Here is a 25,549-nt window from a genome sequence, read left to right as displayed (position 1 = left end):
CCGCGTGGTCATGTGGCCACGCCTGACGTGCGGTCCGATCGTCGTTTCTACCCACTCACCCCGCAGCACCACACTTGAAGGCTGGGTTACTTGAGCGGCGGCGCCACTCGCCGTTTGGTGGCCTGCTCGAACGCATAGGCCAGTTCGATCAACCTGGGCTCGCTACACGCCCCACCCGCAAAGCTCACGCCATACGGAGTGGGTTGCGCATCAAAGCCGGCAGGAAACGCCGGCGTAGGGGCGTTGGGAATCCGCCCGAAGGGCACGACCACCGTGGGGTACCCCGGCTTGGCCGAGATGGACGCGCCGCTGGCGCCGGGAAACAGCACGGCGTCAAGGCGTTCGGCATTGATCACTTCGTCCAGGCCGTGCGTGCCGCCCAGGTCGATATCCTTGGCGCGATCGGCAGTGTACTTCGCGTTGTCCGCGACCAAGTCCATTTCGTCGGAAATATCCAGCAGCGACTGGCCGTACTTGATGGCGCCGCGTGGCGCGTTGGCAATGTTGAACCAGCGCAGCTCCGACAGTGTCTTGAACGGCGCCGTGGTACCCAGTGACGCGAGCCACACATTGAAGTCGCGCTTCATGCCGTAGGTGAAGTCGATGGAGCAATTCGCATTCTGTCCTTTGCGATTGTCCACACCGCTGCAGGTATTCCAGAACAGGAAATTGCGCGTGGTGTCGGCGGTGACCACGCTGGGGATGTTGGCCGGGTCCACAATGGTGGCACCCTCTTTCCTGAGCACCGCAATCGCCTCGTTGATCACTGCCGTTTGCGCCGCGCTGATCCCGCCGCGCGGCGCGCTCGTACCAGGCACCGTGAAGGGGTCGAAGAAAAACGCGCGTGGCACCCCAATGCGCGCGCCTTTCAGTCCATCGCGCTTGAGAAACGGACGATAGTCGCGATTGGCCGGCGGTGCGCAGGTTTTGGTGGCCGCATCCTGCGGATCGGGCGCCGCACTCTCGAGCGCGCCCAGCATGATGGCGGCGTCTTCAACCGTGCGCGCCATGGGGCCCGGGGTGTCCTGATCGGCCGTGATGGGAATAACACCGTAGCGACTGATGCGACCCACCGTGGGTTTGATGCCGACAATCATGTTCTGGTTGGACGGACTCAGCACGGAGCCTGATGTCTCGGTGCCTACGTTGGCCGCCCAGAAGCTGGCCGCCGTACCGATTCCAGAACTTGATCCGCCCGTGTTCATCACGGGGCGTCCGTCGTTGAAGCCTGGGCGCGGATCGGGACGCGGATCGTAGGGGTTCATGCCATAGCCACCCACCGCGCTGTAGTTGCCGGGCATCGGTGTCGGGCTCCCGGCCACCCAGTTCGCCAGCTCGGTCATCACCGTCTTGGCAATGATGATCGCGCCGGCGTCCTTGAGATTCTTTGTCAGTGTCGCTTCGTACGGAGGTACAAGATCCTTGAAGGCCAATGCCCCACCGGTGGTGCGCATGTTGGTGGTGTGAATGTTGTCCTTGAGGGCGACGGGAATGCCGTGCAGCGGTCCGCGCACGCGTCCTTGCGCCCGTTCACGATCAAGGGCATCGGCTTCGGCCAGCGCCGTGCGGCTCACCGTGATCACCGCGTTCAGTGTGTGCTCGTAGGTGGCGATGCGCGCCAGATACAGCAGCACCAGCTCGCGCGATGTCACGCGACCCTCGGCGAGCGCCGCCTGCATCTGCGGAATGGTCGCGTCGGCCACGTCGAACACCGGGCGTTGCGGCACAGAGCCGCCCGCGCCGGACCGGGCCGGTCGAGGACTCGGCGGCTGCGACGGAAGGGCCCGTGCGCTGAACAACAATGTCGTGCTCAGGACGAAAGTGAATCGATGCATGGCGACGGCGGCGGATGTGCGGGTGAATGGGAGCGCGACCCAGAGTATGCGCAGTGACGCCGACGGTAGCAACGCAATGCTGCTGGCGAACTGTGCCGTGCCGCGTAATTTTCGCGACAACCACCTTTCACTCTCTGTTCCCGATTCATGCGCGCATCCCAAAGCCTTTCCCGCCCTCGTCGACTCGTCATTCCGGCGCTGCTCGTCCTCGCGTCGGGTTGTGGCGGAGGCGGCGACTCGTCCAGCGGGCCGGACGGCGGCCCCACCACTGAGGGGGTGCGTCTGCATGGCACAATCAGCGGCCTGAAGGGCGGCGATGCGGTGTTGCAACTGAATGGTGCCAACGATCAGACCCTGCAGAGTGCGTGGACCGACTTCTTCTTCACCAATGTCCCCAAGAAGTCGACGTACGCGATCACCGTGAAGGCCCAGCCGACCTTCCCGTGGCAGACGTGCGTACTGGGGAACGCGACCGGTACCGCCAATGCAGACGTCGAGAACATCACCCTCACCTGCACCACCAATACCTACGCCGTGAAAGGCTCCGTGAGCGGGTTGACGGGCACAGGGCTCACGCTGCAGCTCAACGGCGCCAATCCACAAAGCCTCGCCGCCGGCGCCACGACGTTCTCCTTTCCGGGAGTGGCCAGCCAGGCGCCGTACGCGATCACGGTTTCGGCACAGCCGGTTGGGCAGACGTGCGCCATCAACAACAGCGTCGGCGCCGTGCAGGGCGCCGACGTCACTAACCTCACCATCACCTGCGGCGCGCCGGGCATCACCATCGGCGGATCGATCTCGGGACTTGGTGGTGACGGATTGACGCTGCGTCTGAACGGTGGCGCACCATTGGCCGTCGCCGCGCTGGCCGAGGCGTTCACCTTCCCGAACGCGCTACCCACGGGCACCGACTACAGCGTGGTCGTGGCCACGAACCCTCGCGCGCCGCTGCGGACGTGCTCCCTGGCCCGGGCCAAGGGGCGTGTGGCAACGGCAAACGTCGTCGACATCGGCATCAACTGCCGCGGGAACGCCACCCTCGAAGCCTACGAAGGGACGTATGTGGCCGTCGTCAACGGACGCCGCAACTATCTGACCCTCTGGTCGTCGGGGAATTTCTCGTCGGCCATTCGCGACGAGGATCCGACGTGCCTCAACAATGGCAACGGCACCGAGTACGGCGCGTACAAGCGAGCAACCGATGGGACGTTTTCCATTCTCGTTGCCTACACCGATCGCAACGGCGGATGCGGCGTGTGGGATTCGCAGGCCACTCCGGCGGTGGGGCTCTCGGGAAAGCTGGTGCGCAACGGGAACCAGCTCACGCTTACGTTCTCCGGCGGAACGGTTGTCCTGGATGCGGTGGCCAACGTCGCCACTGGCCTGGTGGGCTCCTTCACGCGCGCCGATGGCATCGATGGGAGTTTCGTCATCTTCGAACCCGATGGCACATATCTCTACAACGAGGCACAGGATGCGACTTCGACGGGGAACCTCGCCGGCTATGAGCGTGGATGCTACGCGCTGAGCGGCGCGACGTTCACCATTTCGCTGGCGGCGACGTGTCGCCCAAGCGGCCAATCGGCCATCGACCTGAACAATCGCGCGGGTTTTTCCGCGAGCAACGGGGCGCCCATCCCGTTTGCCATAACGTCCGAAACCACGGCGACGATTGGCGGCGTTGAATACCGCCGACTCCTGCCGGGCGGCTAAGCACCTACCTGACGTTCGCCAACTCCTCCACCGTCCACGCGCGGTGTCGTCCCGTGGTGGCGCCGCGCACTTCCTTCACCGCCGCGGCGTCAATCGGATCGGCACGGTTCCCCCACTCGCGGCGAATGAATGACAGGATCGAGGCGATGCGCTCATCGCTCATGGTGGCACCAATCGGCGGCATCAACATGGTGCCGTCCTTGCCCTGCAGGACAATGCGAATGAGTCTGGACGGCGCGCCATTCACATAGGCGGATCCGACCAGGCTGGCCGCGACACCGGGCAACCCGGCACCGTTGGCCTGGTGACAGGCGGCGCAGATTTTTCCGAACTCGTCACGTCCCACCGCGATGCGCGCCGTTTCTGCCTCAGTGAGCGTTCGCGCTGTCACGGCGGGCGCGGGCTTCCCCGCCCAATGCAATCGCGCCTCAAGACGACGCGCAGCGGCCGCCAGCGCCGTGTCGTTGCTGCGCGTCAGGGCCAGCAGTGAGGCCGGGCGAGTGGCAAGCTCCACAGGCGTTCGCAATCCGGTGGCGCCGCGGGTGAGGCCGCTCAACAACGCGACCTGCAGTGACCGACGCCGCGCGCCCTCACCAGTCCACGCCAGCGCGGCGGTAGTGTGTGCGCCATCAGCACTCCGTGCGACCTGCGCCGCCAACGCTTCCACGACAGCGCTGTCGTCGCGATTCCCGGCGGCAGCACGCGCGATCACCGGCGTCAGCAGCGTCAAGGCGCGAGGTCCCGCGGCGTGCGCCATGAGATCCGCAACGACGATGTCCGATACGCCATCGCGGAGCATCATGCTCGCCACCGCCAACCGCCGCGCTTCGGGAAACACCACCAGCGACGCGGCCAGCTGCCGTCGAACCAATACCGCCGAGTCCTGGGCCAACGCCACGGCCGCCGCACGAATGGTGGCATCGTCGCGCGCAATCCACGGTTCGGCCAGGCGCACCGCTGCCGCGCGCACATGCGGCGACGCATCGGCAAGCGCTGACATCACGGTGGCGGCGTCGAGCATGCCCAGCCCATCCAGCGTCCACAACGCGTGCAGTCGAACGCGGGCATCGGTGTGGCGCAGCAACGCGTGCACCGCGGGGGCCGCGAGCGTGTCCCGACGTTCCACCAGCAGCCGCTGCGCAGTCATGCGCCACCAGCCATTGGCGTGCGCCAGCGTGGCCACCAGTTGTGTCGATGACATCGCCGACAGCCGTGGTGGCGCACCTCGCCCGGTGCTGTCGTACACAATGCGATAGATGCGACCGTGGCCCGGCGGCGTCTCCAGGCCGCGCTCGCGAATCTTCTCTTCGAGGTAGTCCGTGATGTAGGTGCGGTGCTGGATGATGCCACGGTACATATCCACCACGTACAGCGTGCCATCCGGCGCGTTCGCCAGGCTCACCGGACGAAACCGCTCATCGGTGGACGTGAGGAAATCCGTACTGTCCTGCGCGCGTCGCGCCGTGATCGGCGCACCACTGCTATCCGCGACCGTAAACTGGCCCACCAGATTGCCCGCCGACTCGGTGACGAACACGCTGTGTCGCATGGCGACCGGATATCGATCGCCCACATACGCCGTGGGACTCCCTGCCGACGTGTAGTGGGCCAGCGTGCTGTCGGCGCGCAACGTCTTCTCGCGGTAGCCGCGATTGACGGCGGGCGTTTTATGCGACGGAAAGACCGGCACGTTCGCGGTGAGCGCCGCATACACGCCACGCCCCGGCGACGCCGCGCCCTCGCGGGCGCCGTAATGTGCCGGCACGAGATCGGTGCGCAGCGGGTCTTCGTTGCTGTTGCGATACAGTCTGCCGTACTCGTCACTGGACACGCCCCACTGGCCCAGCGATGGGATGGCGCGCGACTCAAAGGTGCCGTCGGCGCGCAGGCGCAGTTCCCGTGTATCGTTGGCCGAATGCAGCCAATTGTCGAGGCCCCAGAGCGCGCCGTTGGCATTGTGCTCGGGGTTGGCATCGGTGCTGCCGTAGTCGCCGCGCACCACCACACGCGAATCGGCGCGCAAATCGCCGGTGGTATCGCGCACCAGCCACAGGAACGGCGGTGCGCCCACCAACACGCCGTGTTCCAGCACCGCGACGGTGCGAGGCAGCACCAGGCTGTCGAGAAACACGGTGCGGCGGTCCATCGTGCCGTTGTGGTCGGTGTCCTCCAGCACGACAATCTTGCCGTCGGGCACCTGCTCGCCCGTGCCGCTGACGTTGGGCATGAAGCCGCTCATCTCGACCACGTACATACGACCATCGGCATCGAAGTCGACCGCTACCGGATCGTGTACCAGCGGCTCGGCCGCCACCAGCTCGATGGAATACCCCGGCGCCAATCGAAACGTGGCGAGCGCCTGGGTGGGCGTAAGCACCGGTGCGACCGGCGCGGGGCCCCGTTCACAGGCAGTGAAGCCAACCAGCGCCAGCACACCTGCGCAGGCCGTCAGTGTGCGAGCATCGCCGCGCTTCACGTACGGTCAGCCACGCTTCGGCATGGCATCAATGCCGGCCAGCGCACCACGCAGGTAGGCCATTGAGCGCAGCATGCCGGGCAGGGGATCGGTCGCCTCGATCTCGTACTCGAGGTTGGCGCAGCCGGCGAATTTCATGGCCGACAGCTGTTTCAAAATGTCGGGAATCGGAATCGCGCCTTCCCCCACCACGCACTGGCTGCTGACTTCTCGCAAGTCCCGCAAATCCTTCAGATGGAGATCGTGCAACCGGGGTCCGGCGTCACGAATGGCCGCCACCACATCGGTGCCCGTACGCACGGTGTGGCCGATGTCAATGCACAGCCCCATACGTGCATCCATATGGCGCACATGTTTCAGCACGTCGGCGGGCGCGGGAAAGTTCTTGTCCCCCGGACCGTGATTGTGAATGGCCACCTTGATATCGTACCGAACGGCATGACGCTCGATACGCGGCAGAATGGCCGGATCACACGACGCCACGATGAGCGGCATCCCGGCGTTTCGGGCGTACGCGAAGTACTTGTCCACGCCGCTGTCGGAATCCTCCTCGAACGTGACGGTTCCGCCGCCGACAATCTGCAGGTTGGCCGCCGCAAACTCCGCGCGCGCCTGTGCAAAATCCTGCGCATTGGCGTCGTATCCGAGGTGTGCCGATTTGATATTGACGTACGACACGCCCAGCGTGCGGAGCATCGCGATGGCTTGCGATCGGGAAAAATTGCGCAGGGAGTAGCTGGCGATCCCCAGGCGCACGCTCGGCGCCCGCAACGGGATTGGCGTGTCGGCAGCGGCCGAGGCCGGTGTCAATCCAAAGGTCGCGCCTCCAACCGCGAGGGCCGTGGTCTTGAGAAAGGTACGTCGCGCGAGTTCGTCCATGGCCTGTTGTGAGAGGTGGGGCACGCGTGGCGGGCGAGTGGGGTCGGACAATCATACGCATGGTATGCCGGTGCGGCCATACATGGTCTCTGTCCAAGGTCCCGTTTGCGAGTTATGGTAGCCGTGGACACCGGCCACACAGCGAGAGACATCATGCCCGACCCTTCCCGCAAACCGCTCGACGACGAACTTGACGTCCATGGTCTTACGCACCAGGGCAATGTGCGCAAGAACAACGAGGACGCGTTCTTGCTGGCGTCCATTCACAAGCGCGTTCATGTCCAGGCCACGAGTCTGACGGACCACCAACGTCTGCCCCTGGCCGATGAGCGACTGGCGGTGATCGCCATGATCGCCGACGGCGTGGGCGGGTTGTCCAGCGGTGAAGAGGCCAGTGCACTCGCGCTCGAAACGGCCATGCAGTACGTGACCGAGAGTATGGACTGCTACTACCGCACCGACTCGTCGGAGGCCCAGTTCATCGAGGAACTGCAGGCCGCCGCCATGCGAGCGCACGAGGCGGTGCTGGCGGCGCGCCGTGAAGAGGGCGCGCACCGCCGCATGGCCACCACGCTCACGCTGTACATGGGAGTCTGGCCCAACTACTACCTGCTGCAGGTGGGCGACTCTCGCTATTACAGCTGGCGCAACGGCACCCTCACGCAGGTCTCCCGCGACCAGACCATGGCGCAGGACCTGGTGGACATGGGGTGATGACGGCCGCCGTGGCGAAGGACACGCGACTGGCGCACGTGCTCTCCAGTGCGATTGGCGGCGATCAGGCCGCTCCCGTGGTGACGCACCTGCCGGCCGACTGGGGCAACGTGCATCTGCTGTGCAGTGACGGGCTCACCAAGCACGTCAGCGACGAGCGGATTGCCGAACGTCTGGCCACCATGACCAGCGCGAGGCAGGTGTGCGAGGCGCTGCTGCAGGACGCGCTCGACGGCGGCGGCACCGACAACATCACCATCATCGTGCGACGCGTGGTGCCGAGGGAATCGCGATAGGTCGCCTCGCCGGGATCAGGGGATGACCCTTCCGCGTCTCATGCGGTTGCTCGACGGATGTCTGCGGATGACACGGCTCGACATACTGCGGCATGCGTCGTATGGTTTCCCACATGAAGACAACGCGGAACACGGTATTTGCCGCATCTGCATTCGCAGTCACGCTCGCCGCCTCGTTCGCTGTCAACGCGTGTGCGCCCAAGGAGCAGTCCACCGTGAACGATTCCGCACTCAAGGAGTTCGCCACCCGCTACACCGCCGCCTGGTGCAGCGAACAGGCGGCAAGCGTGGCGGCGCACTTTGCCGAGCACGGCTCGCTGAAAATCAACGCGGGCTCGCCGGCAGTTGGACGTGAGGCCATCACCGCGTCGGCGCAGGCGTTCATGACCGCGTTTCCGGACATGATCGTTGCGATGGACTCACTCACCACGACCGGCGCGCATCCCGTGTATCACTGGACACTCACCGGCACCAACACCGGTCCCGGTGGAACGGGCAAGGCGGTGCGCATCCACGGGTACGAAGAGTGGACGATGGGTGCTGACGGACTGATCGCCGCGTCGCTGGGGCACTACGACGAAGCGGAGTACGCGCGCCAGCTCAAAGAGGGTGTCAGCGCACGATGAATGGCCTGGCCTACGCACGCGTGTCGTGATGAGTGACGTGCTCGCCCGACTCGGTGCCGCGCTTGGCCGTAGCTATCGCCTCGATCGCGAACTCGGCGCCGGTGGCATGGCCACCGTGTATCTCGCGCACGACATCAAGCACGATCGCGACGTCGCCATCAAGGTGCTGCATCCCGATCTCGGCGCCGCACTCGGCGGCGAACGGTTCTTGAGCGAGATCCGCACCACCGCGCGGTTGCAGCATCCGCACATCCTGCCGCTGCTCGACAGCGGCGAGGCCGACGGCCTGCTGTATTACGTGATGCCGCTCGTCACCGGCGAAACGTTGCGCGCGCGACTGGACCGCGAAACACAACTCCCCATCGCCGACGCGGTCCGCATCGCGCGCGAGGTGGCCAGCGCGCTCGACTACGCACATCGCCAGAACGTCATTCACCGTGACATCAAGCCGGAGAACATTCTCCTGCACGATGGCAGTGCGCTGGTGGCGGACTTCGGTATCGCGCTTGCGGTGCAGACCGCCGGCGGGCAGCGCATGACGCAAACGGGCCTGAGCCTCGGCACGCCGCAGTACATGTCGCCGGAGCAGGCGATGGGCGAACGAGTCATCGACGCGCGCAGCGACATCTACGCGCTCGGCGCCGTGACCTATGAAATGCTCACCGGCGACGCGCCCTTCAGCGGCAACAGCGTGCAGGCCATTGTCGCCAAGGTGCTCACCGAGCGGCCAACCGCACTGACCACGGTGCGCGACACCGTGCCGCCGCACATTGAGCGCGCGGTCCTGACGGCCCTCGCCAAGCTGCCCGCCGATCGGCCGGCCACGGCGGCGGCGTTTGCGGCATTAATCGAGTCGGGTGGGGATATCGGGAACACCACGGCCTACGCCGGTGCGCGACCTGCAGCGCACGCAAAGCCCCGTCGTCTCAGGGTGGCGTTGACCGCCGCGGCCTTCACCGCCGTGGCAGCGCTCGCCGCATGGGGATGGCTGCGCCCCGTGCCATCCGAGGCGTTTCAGGTGGTCCCCATGCTGCCCCAAATTGTCAACTCTGTTTTGGCGATGAGCCCCGACGGCTCGATGTACGCTAGTCGGGACGTCGACTCCACTGGTGCCGACGTCGTACTCCTCCACTCCTTAACCGGCGCGCCTCCACGCCGCGTGCATGCGGCGGCGGCCCTGTCGATCGCCTTCTCTCCCAACGGGCGGCAGCTGGCATACATCGACGTTGCCACACAGGGGTTGATGGTGAGGGAACTCGCGTCGGGCGTTGTCCGCACGCTGGCGCCTGGGGTGTCGGCACGCGGACTGACGTGGATGTCCAACGACACACTCGTTGCGAGTTCGGCGGGCGGCGTGCTCACCCAGTATCCGCTGACTGGGGCGCCCTCGCGGGTGCTCATCCAAGGGCGGGGCGACAGCCTCAGATTCGGAGGCATTGCGACGACCAGCGACGGCGTCCTCATTGCAGTGGCCTCGCACTATGGTGGAGGTGCACTGCTTGTGGCCATTCGCGAGGGCGGTCGGCAGATCGACTCGTTGTACCCACTGACGAATATTCGTACGCGGCTCGCACTCGTTGGCGACGCGCTGCTGTTCATAGACGAGGGACGCCTCTGGGGGCTGCCCCTCGCACGCAATCGGCGTACGGTCACGGGGGCGCGACGCGAGGTGCTCGGCGCTGACGGTTCGAACGAGATCACGGCGTTCGCGGCCTCGCAGTCGGGGAGCCTGATCGCCCTCCGCTCCGCAGGCGCGTCCGAGCGCGAGCTCTTGCTGGTGGGACGCGATGGCCGTACCGCGATTGCGGTGCCCCAGCGCCTGGCGTACGTGCGCCCGCGGTATGCACAGTCCGGGAATCAGATCGCGAGCATTCGCGGGCCGGCATTTGGCGGCCCGCTCTGGGTCACCGACCTGACACGCGGAACGGGGCAATGGGTCGGGTCAGACTCAGCGAGGCTGGCACAACAGTGGACACCAGACGGGCGCCGGCTGTTGATCGCAACCGGTCGCGGGGGCGGGTCGCGTGTGATCAGCGTCGCGGCGGAGGGAGGTGGCGCACCGGTCACCCTGTTGGAGCGGCCCACCCTCATCTACGAGCTGGAGATCACGCCCGACGGGCGCACGCTGGTGTGGCGCGAAGATGCCCCGGGCACCGGTCGCGATATTCTCATGGCGTCGCTGGATCGTCCGGCCGACGCCATACCGCTACGGGTGTCCCCGTTGGACGAGCGCGGAATCGCGCTCTCCCGTGATGGGAAATGGCTGGCCTACACCTCCAACGAGTCCGGGAGCAATGAGGTGTACCTCTGTCGACTCGAAAAGAACGGGGCTCGCTGGGCAGTGACCCAGGGCGGCGCCGCCGAGCCACGCTGGGGGGCCAGTGGTGAACTGTTCTACCGCCACGCCGACTCGGTGTTTGTGGCGCGCGTGACGGGGACCGACGTGCCGGCGATTGGCAAACCGATGCTCGTTGTGGTAGTGCCATCCATCACTGGTCTGTACGAACCGCTCTGGGATGTGCGGCGCGATGGGAAACAGTTTGTCATGGTGCGGCAATCGAACGCGGGTCGACGTGAACAACTGCTGGTGCTCAACTGGCAGCAGCGCTGGCGCGCGAAGTGACGGTTGTCCTTGGGGCGGTCGCGCTCGGGTGTGATATTCCGACATGACTGACGCCCTCTTCCGCCAGACGGATCGCATCCGCGCCATGACGGCCGACGAAAAGGTGCGCGTCGCACAGGCGCTGTGGATCGAAGCGCGCGACGTGATGGCGAGTGGTGTTCAGGCGCGTCACCCGACATGGACGCCGGAACAAGTAGCGGAACACGTTCGGGAGCTGATGCGTGACGCGGGCGCCTAGTCTCGTCGGCTTGTTCGTCGCGCCACTCAATCGCGCTCGTATCGACTACGCGGTGACGGGTGGACTCGCCGCCATCGTCTACGGCCATCCGCGGCTGACGCTCGACGTCGACCTCGTCATCCGACTCGGCGCGACGGACACCGTGACGTTCGCGTCGCTCTGGTCGCCCGGCGAGTTCTACTGCCCGCCGGCCGACGTGATCGAGGAGGAACGGGCGCGCGAATCGCACGGTCACTTCAACGTGATTCACCACGACACCGCGATGCGCGCCGATGTATATCTCGCGGGGAACGATCCGCTCCAGGAATGGGCGCTGGCACATCGCGTCGAGCGCGAGATTCAGGGAGAGACCGTCCGGTTCGCGCCGATCGAGTATGTCATCGTGTACAAGCTGCGGTACGCCCAGATGGGCGGATCCGATCGCCACCTCCGGGACATCGCGCGGATGATTGAAGTCAACGAGTCGGACATCGACAACGCGGTACTCGATGGATGGATCGCCCATTTTGGATTGGCCGAGCGGTGGGCGCGTGCGCAATCCATGGCCGGTCAGGACTGACGGTGCGCCATGACTGAGACGCTCACGCGATTGCAGCGCGCGCTCGCCGACCGCTACCGCCTCGACCGCGAACTCGGCGCCGGCGGCATGGCGACCGTGTATCTCGCGCACGATCTCAAGCACGACCGCGATGTCGCGATCAAAGTGTTGCATCCCGATCTCGGCGCCGCACTCGGCGGTGAACGGTTCTTAACCGAGATCCGCACGACCGCGCGCTTGCAGCATCCGCACATCTTGCCCCTGCTGGACAGCGGTGACGCGGATGGGTTGCTGTACTACGTGATGCCACTGGTGACCGGCGAAACGTTGCGTGCGCGACTCGACCGGGAACGGCAACTGCCGATCGCCGACGCAGTCCGCATTGCGCGCGAAGTCGCCAGCGCGCTCGACTATGCACACCGGCAGAACGTGATCCACCGCGACATCAAGCCGGAGAACATCCTCCTGCATGATGGCTCGGCGCTCGTCGCCGATTTCGGCATCGCCCTCGCGGTGCAAACGGCCGGTGGCCAACGCATGACGCAAACAGGGCTCTCGCTCGGCACGCCGAACTACATGAGTCCCGAGCAGGCAATGGGCGAACGCACCATCGACGCGCGCAGTGATCTCTACGCGCTCGGGGCCGTGACCTACGAAATGCTCGTCGGCGAAGCGCCGTTCACGGGGCCGAGCGTGCAGGCGATCATCGCGCGCGTGCTCACCGAAGAACCGCGCGCCATCAGTGTGCAACGCAAAGCGGTGCCCGCAGGCGTTGAAGACGCCGTGTTGCGCGCCCTCGAGAAGTTGCCGGCCGATCGGTTCGAAAGTGCGAAGGAGTTCATCGACGCGCTCGGGCGTGAAGGACAACCGACGACGTCACGCGCGACCAATGCCACCGCACGTGCGAAATCGTCGCGCGGTCCGCTCATCGTCGCGGCGGTGCTCGCGATCGTCGCGGGAGTCGCGGGATTCGGTTGGTGGCGCGCATCGCACGCCAGCACGGCGAGCAATCGCGTGCCGTTGCAGTTCCGCATCGATGAACCCGATGGCGCGCAGATCATCGCCTCGTATGCGTCCATCGGCGTGTCCTCCGTCGGGCGACGCGTCGCCTTCATCGCCCGCGATAGTGCCGGTGTATCCCGCGCGTATGTGCGCAATTTCGATGACGTGCGCGCGCATCGCTTGGAAGGCACTGAAGGGGTCAGGCAACTGTTCCTCTCCCCTGACGGTGCATGGGTGGCCTTCGCGAACAACGGGAAGCTGATGAAGGTTCCCGCCGCCGGCGGCAACGTCGAGTTCTTAGCCGACATTCGGAATCCACGCGACGGACAGTGGGCGACGGACGGCCACATCTACCTCGGCGACGCCGGCCGCATCGTCGTCGTGCCGGAAAACGGCGGTGCGGTGAAGACGCTGCGCCCGCTCGTACAGACCGGACGGCTGTCGCAATCACCGCGCCTGCTCGACGATGGCACCACGCTGCTCTTCACCGATTGGGGTGGCAATGTCGGCAGTTCACGACTCATGTCGTACTCGCTGTCGTCAGACTCGGTCGCGCCGCTCGGCGTGAGTGGGTCACGCGTGTTGGGTGTCAACCATGGGCTCCTCATCTACGGCAACGAGCGCGGTGCCATTTACGGCGTCGCGTACGATGCAAAACGTCGCGTCGTGTCGGGTGAGCCGCGCCTGATGAACCAGGTCGCCGCGAGCGACTTGGACATCCTTGTCGCCGTCATGACCGCCGATGGCTCGTTGCTCTATCGCTTCGGTGAGAATAAGTCCGCCCTCACCATGTTCAGTCCGGGTGGCGCAGTCGATGTCTTGAGCGATGGTCTGGAAAGTGCTGCGGAACCGCGCCTCTCGCCCGACGGCACGCGCATCGCGTTGACGAGGGGTCGCGTGCCGGAAGTGCTCACGTACGATCTTCGCGCGCGTTCGATGACGCGCTTCAGCGATGCGGCATCGTCGCCAATGCTGTTTGGACGTCCCGAGTGGACGCCGGATGGCACGCGACTCGTGATGCGCGAGCAAGCCGGTAGCGAACGATCAACGCTCGTGTGGCGCGCCGCCAACGGCACCGGCGGCACCGAGGTGCTTCATCGCGATGCGAACATCTCGCTCTGGGAAGGCGTCATCTCGCCCGATGCGCAGTACCTCATGTACCGCGCTGGCTCAGGCTCCACGGCCGATCTGCGCTATCGACGTCTCGTGGGAGATACCGCATCGCGCCCATTCGTCGCGACGCCTGCTGGTGAGGAGACACCGCGCTTCGCACCCGATGGACGCTGGGTGATCTACGCCTCCGACGAGGCGGGCACCGGACTCGAGGTGTACGTGCGCGCCTTCCCCGACGGCGCGGTCGCGTATCGCATCTCCGAATCGGGCGGCCAACAACCCGTGTGGTCCCGCGACGGCAAGTCCGCCTACTACATCCCGCGCGACGGAGTCCTCGTGCGCGCCCGCCTCGACGTGACGTCCGCTGTGCGCGTGGTCACCCGTGACACCCTCGTCCGCGGCGGCTTTGACCTGCCGCCCTTTCGCGGTCACGCCAACTTCGACGTCATGGCCGACGGGCGCTTGGTCCTGTTCCGCCCGATGGAGAACTCGCAGCGCCTCGTGCTGGCACACGGCTGGCTCGACGCCGTGCGCGCTGAGTGGGCGACGGCGGCGAAGTGAGCGATGCCGCGACTCGGCTTCGCGAAGCCCTGTCCGACCGCTATCGCCTCGACCGCGAACTCGGCCAGGGCGGCATGGCCACGGTGTATCTCGCGCACGATCTCAAGCACGACCGCGATGTCGCTATTAAGGTCCTGCGCGACGACGTCGCTGCGTCGGTCGGTCGCGAGCGTTTTCTGCGCGAGATCCAACTCGCGGCGAGGCTGAGTCACCCGCACATCCTGCCGCTCTACGACTCGGGCGACGCCGACGGCGCGCTGTACTACGTGATGCCCAACGTGCAGGGGCAGTCGTTGCGCGATCGCATGGACGCGCAGGGGCAGTTGCCGATGCACGAGGCGGTGCGCATTGCCAGCGAAGTCGCAGGTGCGCTCGATCACGCGCATCGCTTAGGCATCATCCATCGCGACATCAAGCCCGAGAACATCATGCTGCAGGACGGTCACGCACTCGTGGCCGACTTTGGCATCGGCAAGGCGATCAGCGACACCACGAACGACACGCTCACGCAAGCGGGCATGAGCGTGGGTACGCCGGCGTATATGAGTCCCGAGCAGGCGGTGGGCCAGGACGTGGACGGACGCAGTGATCTCTACAGCCTGGGTTGCGTGTTGTACGAGATGATTGTCGGCGAGCCGCCGTTCACGGGACCCACGGTGCAAGCGGTGATCGCCAAGCGTTTCGTGCAAACACCGCTTGATGTCGCGGCATTGCGCGAGGGTGTACCGCGGCCGGTGGCGCGTGCGGTGCAGCAAGCGCTCGCACGCGTCGCCGTGGATCGCCACGAAACCGCCGCACGCTTCGTCTCGGCACTCAGCGAAGTGGAACCCGCGCCGACGAAGTCAGCCGCACCCGCGAAGTCGCTGGCGATCTTGCCATTTGAAAACCTCAGCGCCGACCCCGACAATCAGTACTTCGCCGACGGCATCGCCGACGACATTCTCGATGCGCTGGTGCAGATCGACGGGCTGCACGTCGCCGCGCGCAACTCCGCGTTCTCATTTCGTGGCAGGAGCACGGCACTGGCCGAGATCGGCGAGAAGCTGACCGTGGCAACGGTCTTGCAAGGCAGCGTCCGCAAGGCGGGCAATCGATTGCGCATTGCCGTGCAGCTGGTGTCGGTGAGCGACGGGTACCACTTGTGGTCGGAGCGCTTCGATCGCGAACTCACCGACGTGTTCGCGGTGCAGGACGAAATTGCCGCCGCCATCTCGGCCAAGCTGCAGGTGACGTTCGTGCCGCCGGCGCAGCCGGTGGTGAAGGCCACGACGGCGGAAGTGGAAGCGTTCGAGCTGGTCGCGAAAGGGCGGGCCCTGCTGGCGCAGCGCGGGGTCAGACTGTTGGCCGCCCGCGATTGCTTCGAGCGCGCGATCGCCTTCACGCCCGACAATGCCGACGCGTACGCGTTACTGGGCGACACCCTTGTGAACATGGCGCGCTACTCCCTGTTGCCGGTCGCCCAGTCGCTCCCGCTAGCAAAGGCCGCACTCGCGCGTGCCCTTGCGCTCGAGCCCACACACGCCGAAGCCATGGGCGCGCTGGCCTTGGTCAGTCTGTTTCTGGAGCGAGATCCGGACTCGGCGTTTGCGTGGTGGGAGCGCGCGCTCGCGCTGCAGCCACGACTCAGCGAAGTCCGCGGCGCGTACGCGGTCAACGGGCTGTATTGCATCAAGCAGGATGATGAGCGCGCCCTCGCGGAGCTCGCGCGCGCGGTGACCGACGACCCGTTGAGCGCCAACTGCGCTGGCTTTAACAGCGCGATACTCGCGCTTACGGGGCATTCTGCCGCCGCCATGGCCGAAGCAAGACGTTCACAGGAACTCGATCCGCACTCGTTCACGGCAGCGTACGGGCGCCTCATGGCCTTCGGATATTGCGACGAAACAGGTGGCGCGATTGCCGCGGTCAACGAAACAATCGCCAGGTTCGGTAGGCATCCGCTCTTCGCAAGTTTTCTCGTGCTGGCCTATGTCAAAGCCGGTGACACGCGACGTGCGGAGGCCGCCTACGCGGAATTGCTGGCCCGATCGGAAATCGATGTGGTACAGCGGAGTGTGCTGGCGATTGCGGCGAGTCGGCTCGGTCGCGCCGACGATGCCGTACGCTATGCGCTCGAGTCTGTCGAACAATGCGACGGCTTGAACCCGGGGTGGGCGCGGCTGCCGTTTGCCACCGATGCCGTGCGGGCGCACCCGCGCTATCCGGAGCTGCTGCGGGCGATGGGGCTGTAGACTCGGCCCGCCCGCCGAATATAGCTTTTCATGGCAACGCGGTGACGCGGCGCTGACACCGCCACGTATGCTGTACTCATGATACGAACCCGATCAAAACGCCGGAGGTCTGCGATGGGCGCTACCGCAGTTGGGATGACCGCCGAGCAACTGCTGGGCTACGAAGCGCCGGGCAAGCGCGTGGAGCTGGTGCGCGGACAGTTGATCGTTCGCGAACCCGCCGGTTTCTATCATGGGTCGCTGACGCTGCGCATCGGTGTGGCGCTCACCAATCACCTCGCGCGCGAGCGCGAAGCGCGCGGCCGGTCACATACGCGCGGGCGCCTCGCAACGGCCGACCCCGGCTTCACCCTAGCGCGGCGCCCCGACACCGTGCGCGCACCCGACATCGCCTACGTCTCACGCGAGCGATTCGGCGGTCCCATGCCCGACGGCTTCCCGGAACTCGCACCCGACCTCGCCGTCGAAGTGCTCTCCCCGACCGATCGCACTGGCGCCATCGTCGCGAAAGTCGGCGATTGGCTCTCGGCCGGAACGCAACTCGTCTGGGTCGTCGATCCGCCCCGCGAATCGGTCGTGGTGTATCGCGCCGATGGCAGTGTCGACGTGCTCGGCGTGAACGACACCCTAAGCGGCGATGCGCTGCTCCCGGGCTTCGCGCTCTCGTTGCGAGAGTTGTTCGCGCCCGACTGATAGCGTGCGGCTGTCAGTCGCTTGTGCTGGATGCGCCCGCGGCGCGCGCGGGAACTTGGTTGCCGACGCGTATCATGCCGCCTTGGCCATCGAGGTGGGGCGGAGTTCGTCACGACCGATCGGGACTTCGCGCGCTTTCCCGGCCTGCGGTGGCGGCCGCCGTTCAGCGCACCTTGGCCTTGAGCTCCGCCGCGAAGTTCTGCACGATCACGATCCGATCCTTCGCCGCGTCGCCAGTCCCCGAACCCACCGGACGCGTGACCAGGAACCGCTGCCCGTCCGCGCTGACGTCGAAGTGATGGTTACGGTGGGGGCCGTACGCCACGGCCGAGAAGAGCCGCTTCGGCGTACCGCTCCTGAAGACGGCCCCGGGGTCTACGTCCACTGAGAACAGCGACATCGTCCCGGTCTCGTCGTTCTGAACGAAAAACAGCTCACGCCCCGATCGCGACCAGCGCGGCCCATAAGCCCAGTTCGTCGACACCTGGCGCTTGGCCACCTTGGTAGCCGGGAAGGAGCGCACGTACACCTGCGGGGTCCCGGTCTCCTGTGATGCATAGGCGAGCCAACGACCGTCGGGGGAGAGCGAGGGGACCCACTGCGGGCCGAGATCCTGCACGAGCGGGACTTCCGCCGTGTCGCCCGAGGTGCGCCGACCGAAGATGTCGCCGCTCCGGGCGTAGATCACCCACTGGCCATCGGACGAGACCTGCGGCGATGCGCCGCGGCCTGGGATGCCCGACGGGAGCACGCTCCCGTCGGCGGGGACCGCCTGCAGTGCTTCGGTCGTCTCGAAGATCAACGATTTGCCGTCGGGTGACCACGAGGGCGCGTTGCCAACGGCCGCCACGCGCATCGCCGGGCCGCGATCAAGCTGCTTGACCCAGATCTGCCCTTCACTCACCACGGCCGCCGAGCGCCCGTCAGGTGAGAGCACCGGGCGCCCTTTCATCTCGCCCGACCAGGAGGAGTCCACAGCGCGTGCGATGCCGTCGCGGCCGACCCACACCAACTCCCGCGTCGCACGCAGCGCCACCCCCGCGACGTACGCTAACGTACCGTCGCGTGACAGGGAGATGGTGGCGTTCTGCAGGTTTTCACCGCCGACGGCGACGCTATCGCCGAGGAGCACGGCCTCCCCGGTGAGGCGAAGCCCGCTGAGGTCGAAGGGCGCCGCCATCAGCGCGCCCCCCTCCGTCACGAAGAGCAGATGACCGCTCTCGGCGTAGACCGCAGTCACGCCAGCGGTGAGGATGCGGTGGGTCCCCGTGCGGGTGTCGAGCACCGCGATCTCCTGCGTGGTTCCCTTCGCGGTCCTCGTTCGGCTGGCCAGCAGCACCCCACGGCCACCGGGCAACGCACTCGGTCTGTAGTGGAAGTTCTCGCCGCGGCTCCTGTCGGGCCGAGAGGCAATCTCGGCCCGTCCCCCGGTCGCCTTGACCCGCGCGATCCCGTTGCCCTCGAGGCTGCCGTAGCCGTGGTAATAGATGTAGCCGTCAGCGCTCCACGAGACGCCGCCGTAGGCGTCCACCAGTGTGTCGATGAGCGTAAGGACCGGTCCTCCACCGATCGGCACCACCTTGAGGGCGTTCCGGCGCGCCGTTCCGGAGCTCCCGTCGTTGTAGACGAGGAAGGCGATGCGTGTGCCGTCGGGCGACACCGATGGGGCGTCCGCGTTCTCGGTGCCGGCCAGCGGCGTGGCGTCGAGCCGATCGAGCGGGCGCACCCACAGGCGCCGTCCTGCGCCTTCGCTGCCGAGGTAGACGAGCGTGCGGCCGTCGGGCGTCAACGTGGCGAGCGTGGCCTGCGAGTTCGCGAACAGCGCCTGGTCTTCGGGCAGGAGCAACGGAAAGCGCGCCACGCGAGGCACCGGGGCCGGATGCAGCAGCCCCCAGCCCGCCACCGCGGTGGCGATCAGTGCGACGGCCGCCGTGGCCACGAACCACGGTGTGGCAACGCCGCGTGTGCTGCCCGTCGCGCCCGTGAGTTGCGCCGTCCCGCGCGTCGTGAACGCGGGATTCGCCAGCGCCTCCGCGAACTTGGCCGCGCTGGCAAACCGATCGGCCGGCACCTTCTGCAGCGCCATGTCGAGCGCCGCGGCCACGTTCGTCGGCACCGACTTGCGCAGCTGCGTCACGAGCTGCGCCGGCTCGGCGATGATCTTCATGATGATCGCCTGCGCCGAGCCGCCGCTGTGTGGCGGTTCACCGGCGAGCATCTCGTAGAGCACGCTGGCCAGCGAGTACACGTCACTGCGCGGCGTGATCTCCTTTTCGGCGGTGGCCTGCTCGGGACTCATGTAGTGCGGCGTGCCGAGGCTCAAGCCCGTCTCGGTCATGCGCCCACCCGCCGCCGCGCTCACCGCCAGCGCGATGCCGAAGTCCATCACCATCGCGCGCCCATCGTGCAGGAGAATGTTCTCCGGCTTGATGTCGCGGTGAATGATGCCGCGGCGGTGCGCGTAGTCGAGGGCGTCGGCGATCTCGCGCGTGATGCGCACCGCTTCGTCGATGCCGAACTGCGTTTCGCGCGTGAGCTTCTCGCGAATCGTTTCGCCTTCGATGTACGGCATCACGTAGTACAAGAAGCCGTCCGCTTCGCCGGAATCAAAGAGCGGCAGAATATGCGGATGACTCATCGCCGCCGTGGTCTTGATCTCCACCACGAAGCGCTCGGCGCCGAGCACGGCGGCGAGTTCGGGCTTGAGGACCTTGATCGCGACGCGGCGGTCGTGCTTGAGGTCTTCCGCCAGGTAGACGGTGGCCATGCCGCCAGCCCCAAGCTCACGCTCGATGCGGTAGCGGTCGGCGAGCGCGGCGGTGAGGCGGTCGAGGGTGGGCATGGCCGAATGTACCAGTGCGCAGGAGCGGCGACTAGCGGGCTTCTGCGCACAGCGTTCCTGGTCGAGGACGCGACGGGTGTTGCGCTGTAGATTCCGGAATCCGTTGGTGACCCCCTTCCGTCTGTGCATGACTGACCTCCGCGACACGCTGCAATCGGCGCTTGGCGCTGACTTCACCCTTGAGCGCGAGCTCGGCGGGGGCGGCATGTCGCGCGTGTTCGTGGCGCGCGATCATGCGCTCGCGCGCGAGATCGTGGTGAAGGTGTTGTCGCCGGAACTGTCGGCGTCGCTCAGCGTGGAGCGCTTCACGCGCGAAATCAAACTGGCCGCCGCGCTTCAGGACCCGCACATCGTGCCGGTGCACAGCACGGGTATCACGAGCGACGGTCTGCCGTACTACACCATGCCGTTCGTGCGCGGCGATTCGTTGCGCGCGCGGATGCTGGCCGGACCCGTGCCGCTGGCCGAGGCGGTTGGGATTCTGCGCAACATCGCGCAAGCGTTGGCGTATGCGCACGAGCGCGGCATTGTGCATCGCGATATCAAGCCGGAGAACGTGCTGCTGTCGCGCGGCACGGCGGTGGTCACCGACTTTGGCATCGCCAAAGCGCTGTCCGCATCGGCCACCAACGCACCTGGCGCGACGCTGACGTCAGTGGGCACCTCCATTGGCACGCCGGCGTACATGGCGCCGGAGCAGGCGGCGGGCGATCCGTCCACCGATCATCAGGCCGATCTGTACGCGTTGGGTGTGCTGGCGTACGAGTTGCTCACGGGCGCGCATCCGTTTGCCCAGCATACGTCAGCGCACGCGCTGATCACGGCGCACATGACACAAACGCCGCCCAGTGTGGCGTCTGTCGCGCCCACCGTTCCGGCGGCGTTGTCGGAGCTCGTCGCGCGCTGTCTCGCCAAACTGCCAGGCGATCGTCCGCCATCGGCCGATGATGTGTTGGCGCAGCTGGACACGGTTGCCACGCCGGCCCCGTTTGCGACGGCGGTCCGGCCCGTGTCGAAATTCCGTCTCCCGCTCAAGGCGGCGGCGCTCGTCGCGTTTGCGATCACGCTGATCGTGCTGCTGCGCGTGCTCGCGCGCCCAAGCATCGATCGCGCAAACCGCATCGTCGTCGTGGTCCCGTTTGAGAACCTCGGCAACGCTGCCGATGCCTATTTCGCCGACGGCGTGAGCGAGGAGATCGCCAATCAGCTGGCGCAGCTGCCGGGCGTGAAGGTGATTGGTCGCGAGGGGGTACGCGGGGTGACCGTGGCTAGCATGCGCCCGCGCGAACTCGCTGCGTCGCTCGGTGCGCAGTACGTGTTGAGTGGCACCGTGCAGTGGGCGCGCAGTACGGGCGACTCGCTCGACGACAATGCGCGCGTGCAAGTTGTGCCGGTGTTAATGGAAGTCTCGGCCGGCGAGCGCGTCTGGAGCCAGCCCTACACGGAGCGATTGCGCGACGTGTTTCGGGTGCAGGCCAGTGTGGCCGTGCGGGTGGCGGATGCGTTGTCGGTGACGCTCAGCCAGGCGCAACGCGTCGCGCTCGAGCGGAACGACCCAACACTGCCCGCCGCGCGCGATGCGCAGCTGCGCGCGCGTGCGTTGTTGCGGCTGCGAGGATTGGAGAAGCTTCGCGAGGCGCGCACGCTGTTCACCAAGGCGGTGGGTATCGACTCCACGTATGCACGCGCCTGGGCAGGGCTGGCCGAGTCGCTCGTCTTGCTCCCCGAATACGGCGACACGACGCGCAGATCGTTGGCGTTTCTCGAGGAGGCCGTGGTCGCCGCGCAGCGCGCCATGACGCTGGACAGTGCGGCGGTGGATGTACGGCTGGCGCAGGCACGCGTGCTCGCCGGGCAGTACCGACTGGCGGACGCGCTGCGCACCGTGAATGGCGTGATCAACGCCGACTCGACGTCCCTGTTCGCCTGGATTCTCAAGGGCGAATTGCTGAAGGGGCTCGGCCAACAGGAGGCGGCGGGCATCGCCTTGCGACAGGCATTGGCGCTCGACCGGCTCGCGCCGGTGGTGCACGCGGTGCGGACGAGCTGGTTCCGGAGTGCCCGCATGAACGACAGCGCGATTGTGAGCGCCGAGCGTGCGGTTGCATTGGCGCCAGGCGCGCTTAGATGGAGGACGGTCCTGATAGTCAGCTACGTCACCGGTGGACGCGTGGATGACGCCATCCGACTGTGCAGCGCGGGGTACCCAATTGACCTTTGTACGGCGATGGTCCGCGGCCTGCGAGGTGAGGCAGCGTACAAGTCGGCGGCGCTGGCCATCCTGAAGGGTTCGGGCGGTTTCTCGCTCGCCTCGCAAGCCGACTTCCTGGCCCAACTGGGTGATACCGCCGCCGCGTTCCACGCGTTGCAGCAGGCCGTCGCGCAACGGGACGCCAGCACTTTTCTCGTCATCACCAGCCCCAATTTCGAATCGATGCACCGGGATCCGCGTTGGGCGGCGATTGTTCGCGGGGTGCGCGGGGATTCGATACCGCGCTGATGACTGCCCCCAACCCCCTTCCGGAACGCCGTCGCATGTCCCGCCGATTCCTGCGACTCGCCCTCGGTCTGTGCGCACTGCCGTTCGCCAGCTACGCCCAGTCGTCACCAGCGGACGTTGCGCGATGGCAGGCCACTGCCACACGCGTCACGATCATCCGCGACACGTGGGGCATCCCGCACATCTACGCGAAGACCGATGCCGACGTCGTGTTCGGGGCCATCTTCGCGCAGGCCGAAGACGACTTCCATCGCGTGGAGCGCAACTACGTGAATGCGATGGGCCGTCTGGCCGAAGTGCTGGGTGAGCAAGAGTTGTATCGGGACCTGCGCATGAAGCTGTTCATCGAGCCGGCCGAAATGAAACGGCAGTACGCCATGAGTCCGCCATGGATGCAGCGCCTGATGACCAGCTGGGCGGATGGGCTCAACTATTACCTCCACACCCATCCGACGGTGAAGCCGGAGCTTATCACGCGCTTCGAGCCGTGGATGGCGCTCACCTTCAGCGAAGGCAGCATTGGCGGCGACATCGAGAACGTGGATCTCGCGCAGCTCGAAGCGATGTATGGCGCGGGTGGCTCAACACAAAAGGAATCAGACAGCGAAGCCGACGAGGCGCGTCGACACAAGCAGATGTCGGGCTCCAACGGGATCGCCATCGCGCCCTCGAACACGACGGCCGGGCGCGCGCTGCTGCTCATCAATCCGCATACGTCGTTCTACTTTCGCGCCGAACTGCAGATGGTGAGTGAAGAAGGACTCAACGCGTACGGTGCCAGTACGTGGGGACAGTTCTTCATCTACCAGGGCTTCAACGAGCGGCTGGGGTGGATGCACACCTCAACGGCGGCCGACGCCATCGACGAGTACGCCGAACGCATCACGAGGAAGCCGGATGGCGTGTACTACAAGTACGGGGCAACCACCCGCAAGATGCGTCGGCGCGTGATCGATCTGCCGTACAAATCCGCAAACGGCGGCACGCAGGTCCGCTCTGTCGCCGTGTACTACAGTCATCACGGTCCCATTGTGCGTCAGGCCAACGGCCAGTGGATTGCCATCAAGCTGATGAACGATCCGGCGCGTGCGTTGATGCAGTCGTACGGCCGCATGAAGGCCACCAACTACACGACGTTCAGCAAGGTGATGGAGCTGCGCACGAACACGTCGAACAACACCATGTACGCCGATGCCGATGGCACGATTGCCTATTGGCACGGCAATTTCGTGCCGCGGCGCAGCACAGCCTTCGATTTCAATAACCCCGTTGATGGCAGCAACCCCGCCACGGAATGGCAGGGCTTGCACCCACTCACCGAGACCATCAAGATCGTCAATCCGAAAATCGGGTGGATCCAGAATACGAACAGCACGGTGTTCACGGCGTCCGGCTCGGACAGTCCGCGCAAGGATCGGTATCCGGTGTACATGGCCCCCAGTCCCGAGAACTATCGCGGGATTCACGCCGTGCGCGTGCTCAAGGATCGCCGCGACTTCACGCTCGACAAGTTGATTGGTGCGGCGTTCGATCCGCAGCTGCCGGCCTTCGACGCGATACTCCCGCCACTCCTTGGCGACTATGACGCGCTGACAATTGCCGACCCGCGCAAGGCCGCGTTGGCTGAGCCAATTGACTCGCTTCGCCGATGGCCGCGCACGTGGGGTGCGACATCGGTGCCGATGACGCTGGCCGACACTTGGGGACACGAGGCCGTGGTTGCGGCCTCGCCCATCGCCGCGAAAAGGGGCATCAATGCCCTCGAATATCTGGCGCAAGGTGCGACGCCCGACGAGCGGCTCTCGGCGCTCACGCGCGCAGTGAGCGGGCTGACCACCACCTTCGGCACGTGGCGCATGCCGTGGGGAGAGATCAATCGCTTTCAGCGCATCAACAACAAAATCGAATCCGAGTTTGACGACAGCAAGCCGAGCGTGGCCGTTCCCTTCGCGACAACGGAGGAATGGGGATCGCTGGCGGCATACTCACTCTATGGTGCAACCAAGACCACGAAGAAGAACTATGGCAACGAGGGCAACACGTTCGTTGCGGTGGTGGAGTTCGGACCTCGCGTAAAAGCCAAGGCGGTGTCGGCGGGCGGGCAGAGCGGTGATCCCTCGTCTCCGCATTTCGCCGACCAGATTGAGCGCTATGTCAGCGGCAACTTGCGCGACGTGTGGTTCTATCGGGCGGATGTGGAAGTGCATGCCGAGAAGACCTACCGTCCCGGCGGGAGATAGCGCCCAATGCCGACCGGTGCATGAAACCCTCCGATGGCGCCGCAGCGATTCGCGCGAGGCGCACGGCGTCGAATCAGGCCATCGCCGCGCGCGACGCTGATCGCGTCGTGGCTTGTATGATGCCGGAGGTGACGGTTTCCGTGGCCCTCGGCCCGGTGCTCACCGGGCGAGAGGCGTCCCGCGTCGCCTTCGCTGCGCAGTTTGCCGATCGGCAGTTCGCAGGGTATGTCCGCGATCCGATGGACATCGTGGTTCACGATCCACCCACGCGGGCCACCGAACGCGGGCGCTGGGTCGGTCGCTGGCGACAGGGGAGGAAGGAACAGGTCATGCATGGGACCTACCAGGCCGAGTGGTGCCTGACGGAATTGGGATGGTTCATACAGTCCGAGGCCTTTGCCGCGGACGATGCGTGACGATGGCCAACGC

The 25,549-nt window shown here is 66.0% G+C and carries 17 protein-coding genes; 13 read left to right on the top strand and 4 right to left on the bottom strand.

The annotated features are described in order from the left end of the window. Nucleotides 1-86: 86 nt before the first annotated feature. Nucleotides 87-1,679, bottom strand: a complete 1,593-nt coding sequence (locus tag IPP90_03755; protein ID MBL0169836.1) for an amidase — start codon at nucleotides 1,677-1,679, stop codon at nucleotides 87-89. A 303-nt stretch (nucleotides 1,680-1,982) separates the two neighbouring features. Here IPP90_03755 and IPP90_03750 point away from each other — a divergent pair, with 303 nt between their 5' ends. Continuing rightward, a complete protein-coding gene (locus tag IPP90_03750) occupies nucleotides 1,983-3,548 on the top strand; it encodes a hypothetical protein (protein ID MBL0169835.1) in 1,566 nt (521 codons plus the stop codon). Nucleotides 3,549-3,552: 4 nt separating this feature from the next. Here IPP90_03750 and IPP90_03745 read toward each other — a convergent pair whose 3' ends face one another. Both IPP90_03745 and IPP90_03740 read right to left on the bottom strand, forming a co-directional pair. Next, nucleotides 3,553-6,024: a c-type cytochrome gene (locus IPP90_03745; protein MBL0169834.1), complete on the bottom strand. Its 2,472-nt coding sequence runs from the start codon at nucleotides 6,022-6,024 to the stop codon at nucleotides 3,553-3,555. A 6-nt stretch (nucleotides 6,025-6,030) separates the two neighbouring features. Beyond that, entirely contained in the window at nucleotides 6,031-6,927 is an 897-nt protein-coding gene (locus tag IPP90_03740; protein MBL0169833.1) for a sugar phosphate isomerase/epimerase, read from the bottom strand. 129 nt (nucleotides 6,928-7,056) lie between these two features. Between IPP90_03740 and IPP90_03735 the strand changes: the two genes are divergently transcribed. From IPP90_03735 to IPP90_03695, 9 genes are all read left to right on the top strand, one after another. Then, nucleotides 7,057-7,617 (top strand): protein phosphatase 2C domain-containing protein, encoded by a 561-nt coding sequence (locus IPP90_03735; protein ID MBL0169832.1) that lies wholly within the window; start codon nucleotides 7,057-7,059, stop codon nucleotides 7,615-7,617. After that, nucleotides 7,617-7,913 carry a hypothetical protein gene (locus IPP90_03730; GenBank protein MBL0169831.1) on the top strand — a complete coding sequence of 99 codons (297 nt, stop codon included), beginning with the start codon at nucleotides 7,617-7,619 and terminating at the stop codon, nucleotides 7,911-7,913. The genes IPP90_03735 and IPP90_03730 overlap by 1 nt, the downstream gene beginning before the upstream one ends. A 113-nt stretch (nucleotides 7,914-8,026) precedes the next feature. Further along, complete coding sequence (locus IPP90_03725; GenBank protein ID MBL0169830.1) at nucleotides 8,027-8,539, top strand: nuclear transport factor 2 family protein; 513 nt, start codon at nucleotides 8,027-8,029, stop codon at nucleotides 8,537-8,539. 28 nt (nucleotides 8,540-8,567) lie between these two features. Beyond that, complete coding sequence (locus tag IPP90_03720) at nucleotides 8,568-11,162, top strand: serine/threonine-protein kinase (protein MBL0169829.1); 2,595 nt, start codon at nucleotides 8,568-8,570, stop codon at nucleotides 11,160-11,162. Nucleotides 11,163-11,205: 43 nt separating this feature from the next. Further along, complete coding sequence (locus tag IPP90_03715) at nucleotides 11,206-11,400, top strand: hypothetical protein (GenBank protein ID MBL0169828.1); 195 nt, start codon at nucleotides 11,206-11,208, stop codon at nucleotides 11,398-11,400. After that, complete coding sequence (locus IPP90_03710; protein MBL0169827.1) at nucleotides 11,384-11,959, top strand: hypothetical protein; 576 nt, start codon at nucleotides 11,384-11,386, stop codon at nucleotides 11,957-11,959. Before IPP90_03715 ends, IPP90_03710 begins: the two co-directional genes overlap by 17 nt. A gap of 9 nt (nucleotides 11,960-11,968) precedes the next feature. Further along, nucleotides 11,969-14,614 (top strand): protein kinase, encoded by a 2,646-nt coding sequence (locus tag IPP90_03705; protein MBL0169826.1) that lies wholly within the window; start codon nucleotides 11,969-11,971, stop codon nucleotides 14,612-14,614. After that, nucleotides 14,611-16,845: a protein kinase gene (locus IPP90_03700; protein ID MBL0169825.1), complete on the top strand. Its 2,235-nt coding sequence runs from the start codon at nucleotides 14,611-14,613 to the stop codon at nucleotides 16,843-16,845. Before IPP90_03705 ends, IPP90_03700 begins: the two co-directional genes overlap by 4 nt. Nucleotides 16,846-16,959: 114 nt before the next feature. Next, complete coding sequence (locus IPP90_03695) at nucleotides 16,960-17,538, top strand: Uma2 family endonuclease (GenBank protein MBL0169824.1); 579 nt, start codon at nucleotides 16,960-16,962, stop codon at nucleotides 17,536-17,538. 163 nt (nucleotides 17,539-17,701) lie between these two features. On the opposite strand, the gene IPP90_03690 is transcribed toward IPP90_03695, so the two are convergent. Then, entirely contained in the window at nucleotides 17,702-20,380 is a 2,679-nt protein-coding gene (locus IPP90_03690; GenBank protein MBL0169823.1) for a protein kinase, read from the bottom strand. Between the two features lie 127 nt (nucleotides 20,381-20,507). Between IPP90_03690 and IPP90_03685 the strand changes: the two genes are divergently transcribed. From IPP90_03685 to IPP90_03675, 3 genes are read left to right on the top strand one after another with little or no spacing between them, the layout of a single operon-like run. Beyond that, complete coding sequence (locus IPP90_03685; protein ID MBL0169822.1) at nucleotides 20,508-22,880, top strand: protein kinase; 2,373 nt, start codon at nucleotides 20,508-20,510, stop codon at nucleotides 22,878-22,880. A gap of 35 nt (nucleotides 22,881-22,915) precedes the next feature. Next, nucleotides 22,916-25,120 carry a penicillin acylase family protein gene (locus tag IPP90_03680; GenBank protein ID MBL0169821.1) on the top strand — a complete coding sequence of 735 codons (2,205 nt, stop codon included), beginning with the start codon at nucleotides 22,916-22,918 and terminating at the stop codon, nucleotides 25,118-25,120. A 20-nt stretch (nucleotides 25,121-25,140) separates the two neighbouring features. Then, nucleotides 25,141-25,536: a nuclear transport factor 2 family protein gene (locus tag IPP90_03675; GenBank protein MBL0169820.1), complete on the top strand. Its 396-nt coding sequence runs from the start codon at nucleotides 25,141-25,143 to the stop codon at nucleotides 25,534-25,536. Nucleotides 25,537-25,549 lie beyond the last annotated feature (13 nt).

This window comes from Gemmatimonadaceae bacterium (assembly GCA_016720905.1).
In the GTDB taxonomy this organism is placed as follows: Bacteria; Gemmatimonadota; Gemmatimonadetes; order Gemmatimonadales; family Gemmatimonadaceae; genus Gemmatimonas.
Note: the sequence above shows the minus strand (reverse complement) of the source record. Positions and strands in the feature narration are given on the sequence as shown.

Bases quoted from the DNA above. Each gene is read 5' to 3' on its own strand.
- IPP90_03695 (MBL0169824.1), top strand. From the start codon at position 16,960: ATGGGCGCTACCGCAGTTGGGATGACCGCCGAGCAACTGCTGGGCTAC.
- IPP90_03705 (MBL0169826.1), top strand. From the start codon at position 11,969: ATGACTGAGACGCTCACGCGATTGCAGCGCGCGCTCGCCGACCGCTAC.
- IPP90_03675 (MBL0169820.1), top strand. From the start codon at position 25,141: ATGAAACCCTCCGATGGCGCCGCAGCGATTCGCGCGAGGCGCACGGCG.
- IPP90_03685 (MBL0169822.1), top strand. From the start codon at position 20,508: ATGACTGACCTCCGCGACACGCTGCAATCGGCGCTTGGCGCTGACTTC.
- IPP90_03755 (MBL0169836.1), bottom strand. From the start codon at position 1,679: ATGCAGGCGGCGCTCGCCGAGGGTCGCGTGACATCGCGCGAGCTGGTG.
- IPP90_03730 (MBL0169831.1), top strand. From the start codon at position 7,617: ATGACGGCCGCCGTGGCGAAGGACACGCGACTGGCGCACGTGCTCTCC.
- IPP90_03720 (MBL0169829.1), top strand. From the start codon at position 8,568: ATGAGTGACGTGCTCGCCCGACTCGGTGCCGCGCTTGGCCGTAGCTAT.
- IPP90_03715 (MBL0169828.1), top strand. From the start codon at position 11,206: ATGACTGACGCCCTCTTCCGCCAGACGGATCGCATCCGCGCCATGACG.
- IPP90_03690 (MBL0169823.1), bottom strand. From the start codon at position 20,380: ATGCCCACCCTCGACCGCCTCACCGCCGCGCTCGCCGACCGCTACCGC.
- IPP90_03735 (MBL0169832.1), top strand. From the start codon at position 7,057: ATGCCCGACCCTTCCCGCAAACCGCTCGACGACGAACTTGACGTCCAT.
- IPP90_03680 (MBL0169821.1), top strand. From the start codon at position 22,916: ATGTCCCGCCGATTCCTGCGACTCGCCCTCGGTCTGTGCGCACTGCCG.
- IPP90_03725 (MBL0169830.1), top strand. From the start codon at position 8,027: ATGAAGACAACGCGGAACACGGTATTTGCCGCATCTGCATTCGCAGTC.
- IPP90_03750 (MBL0169835.1), top strand. From the start codon at position 1,983: ATGCGCGCATCCCAAAGCCTTTCCCGCCCTCGTCGACTCGTCATTCCG.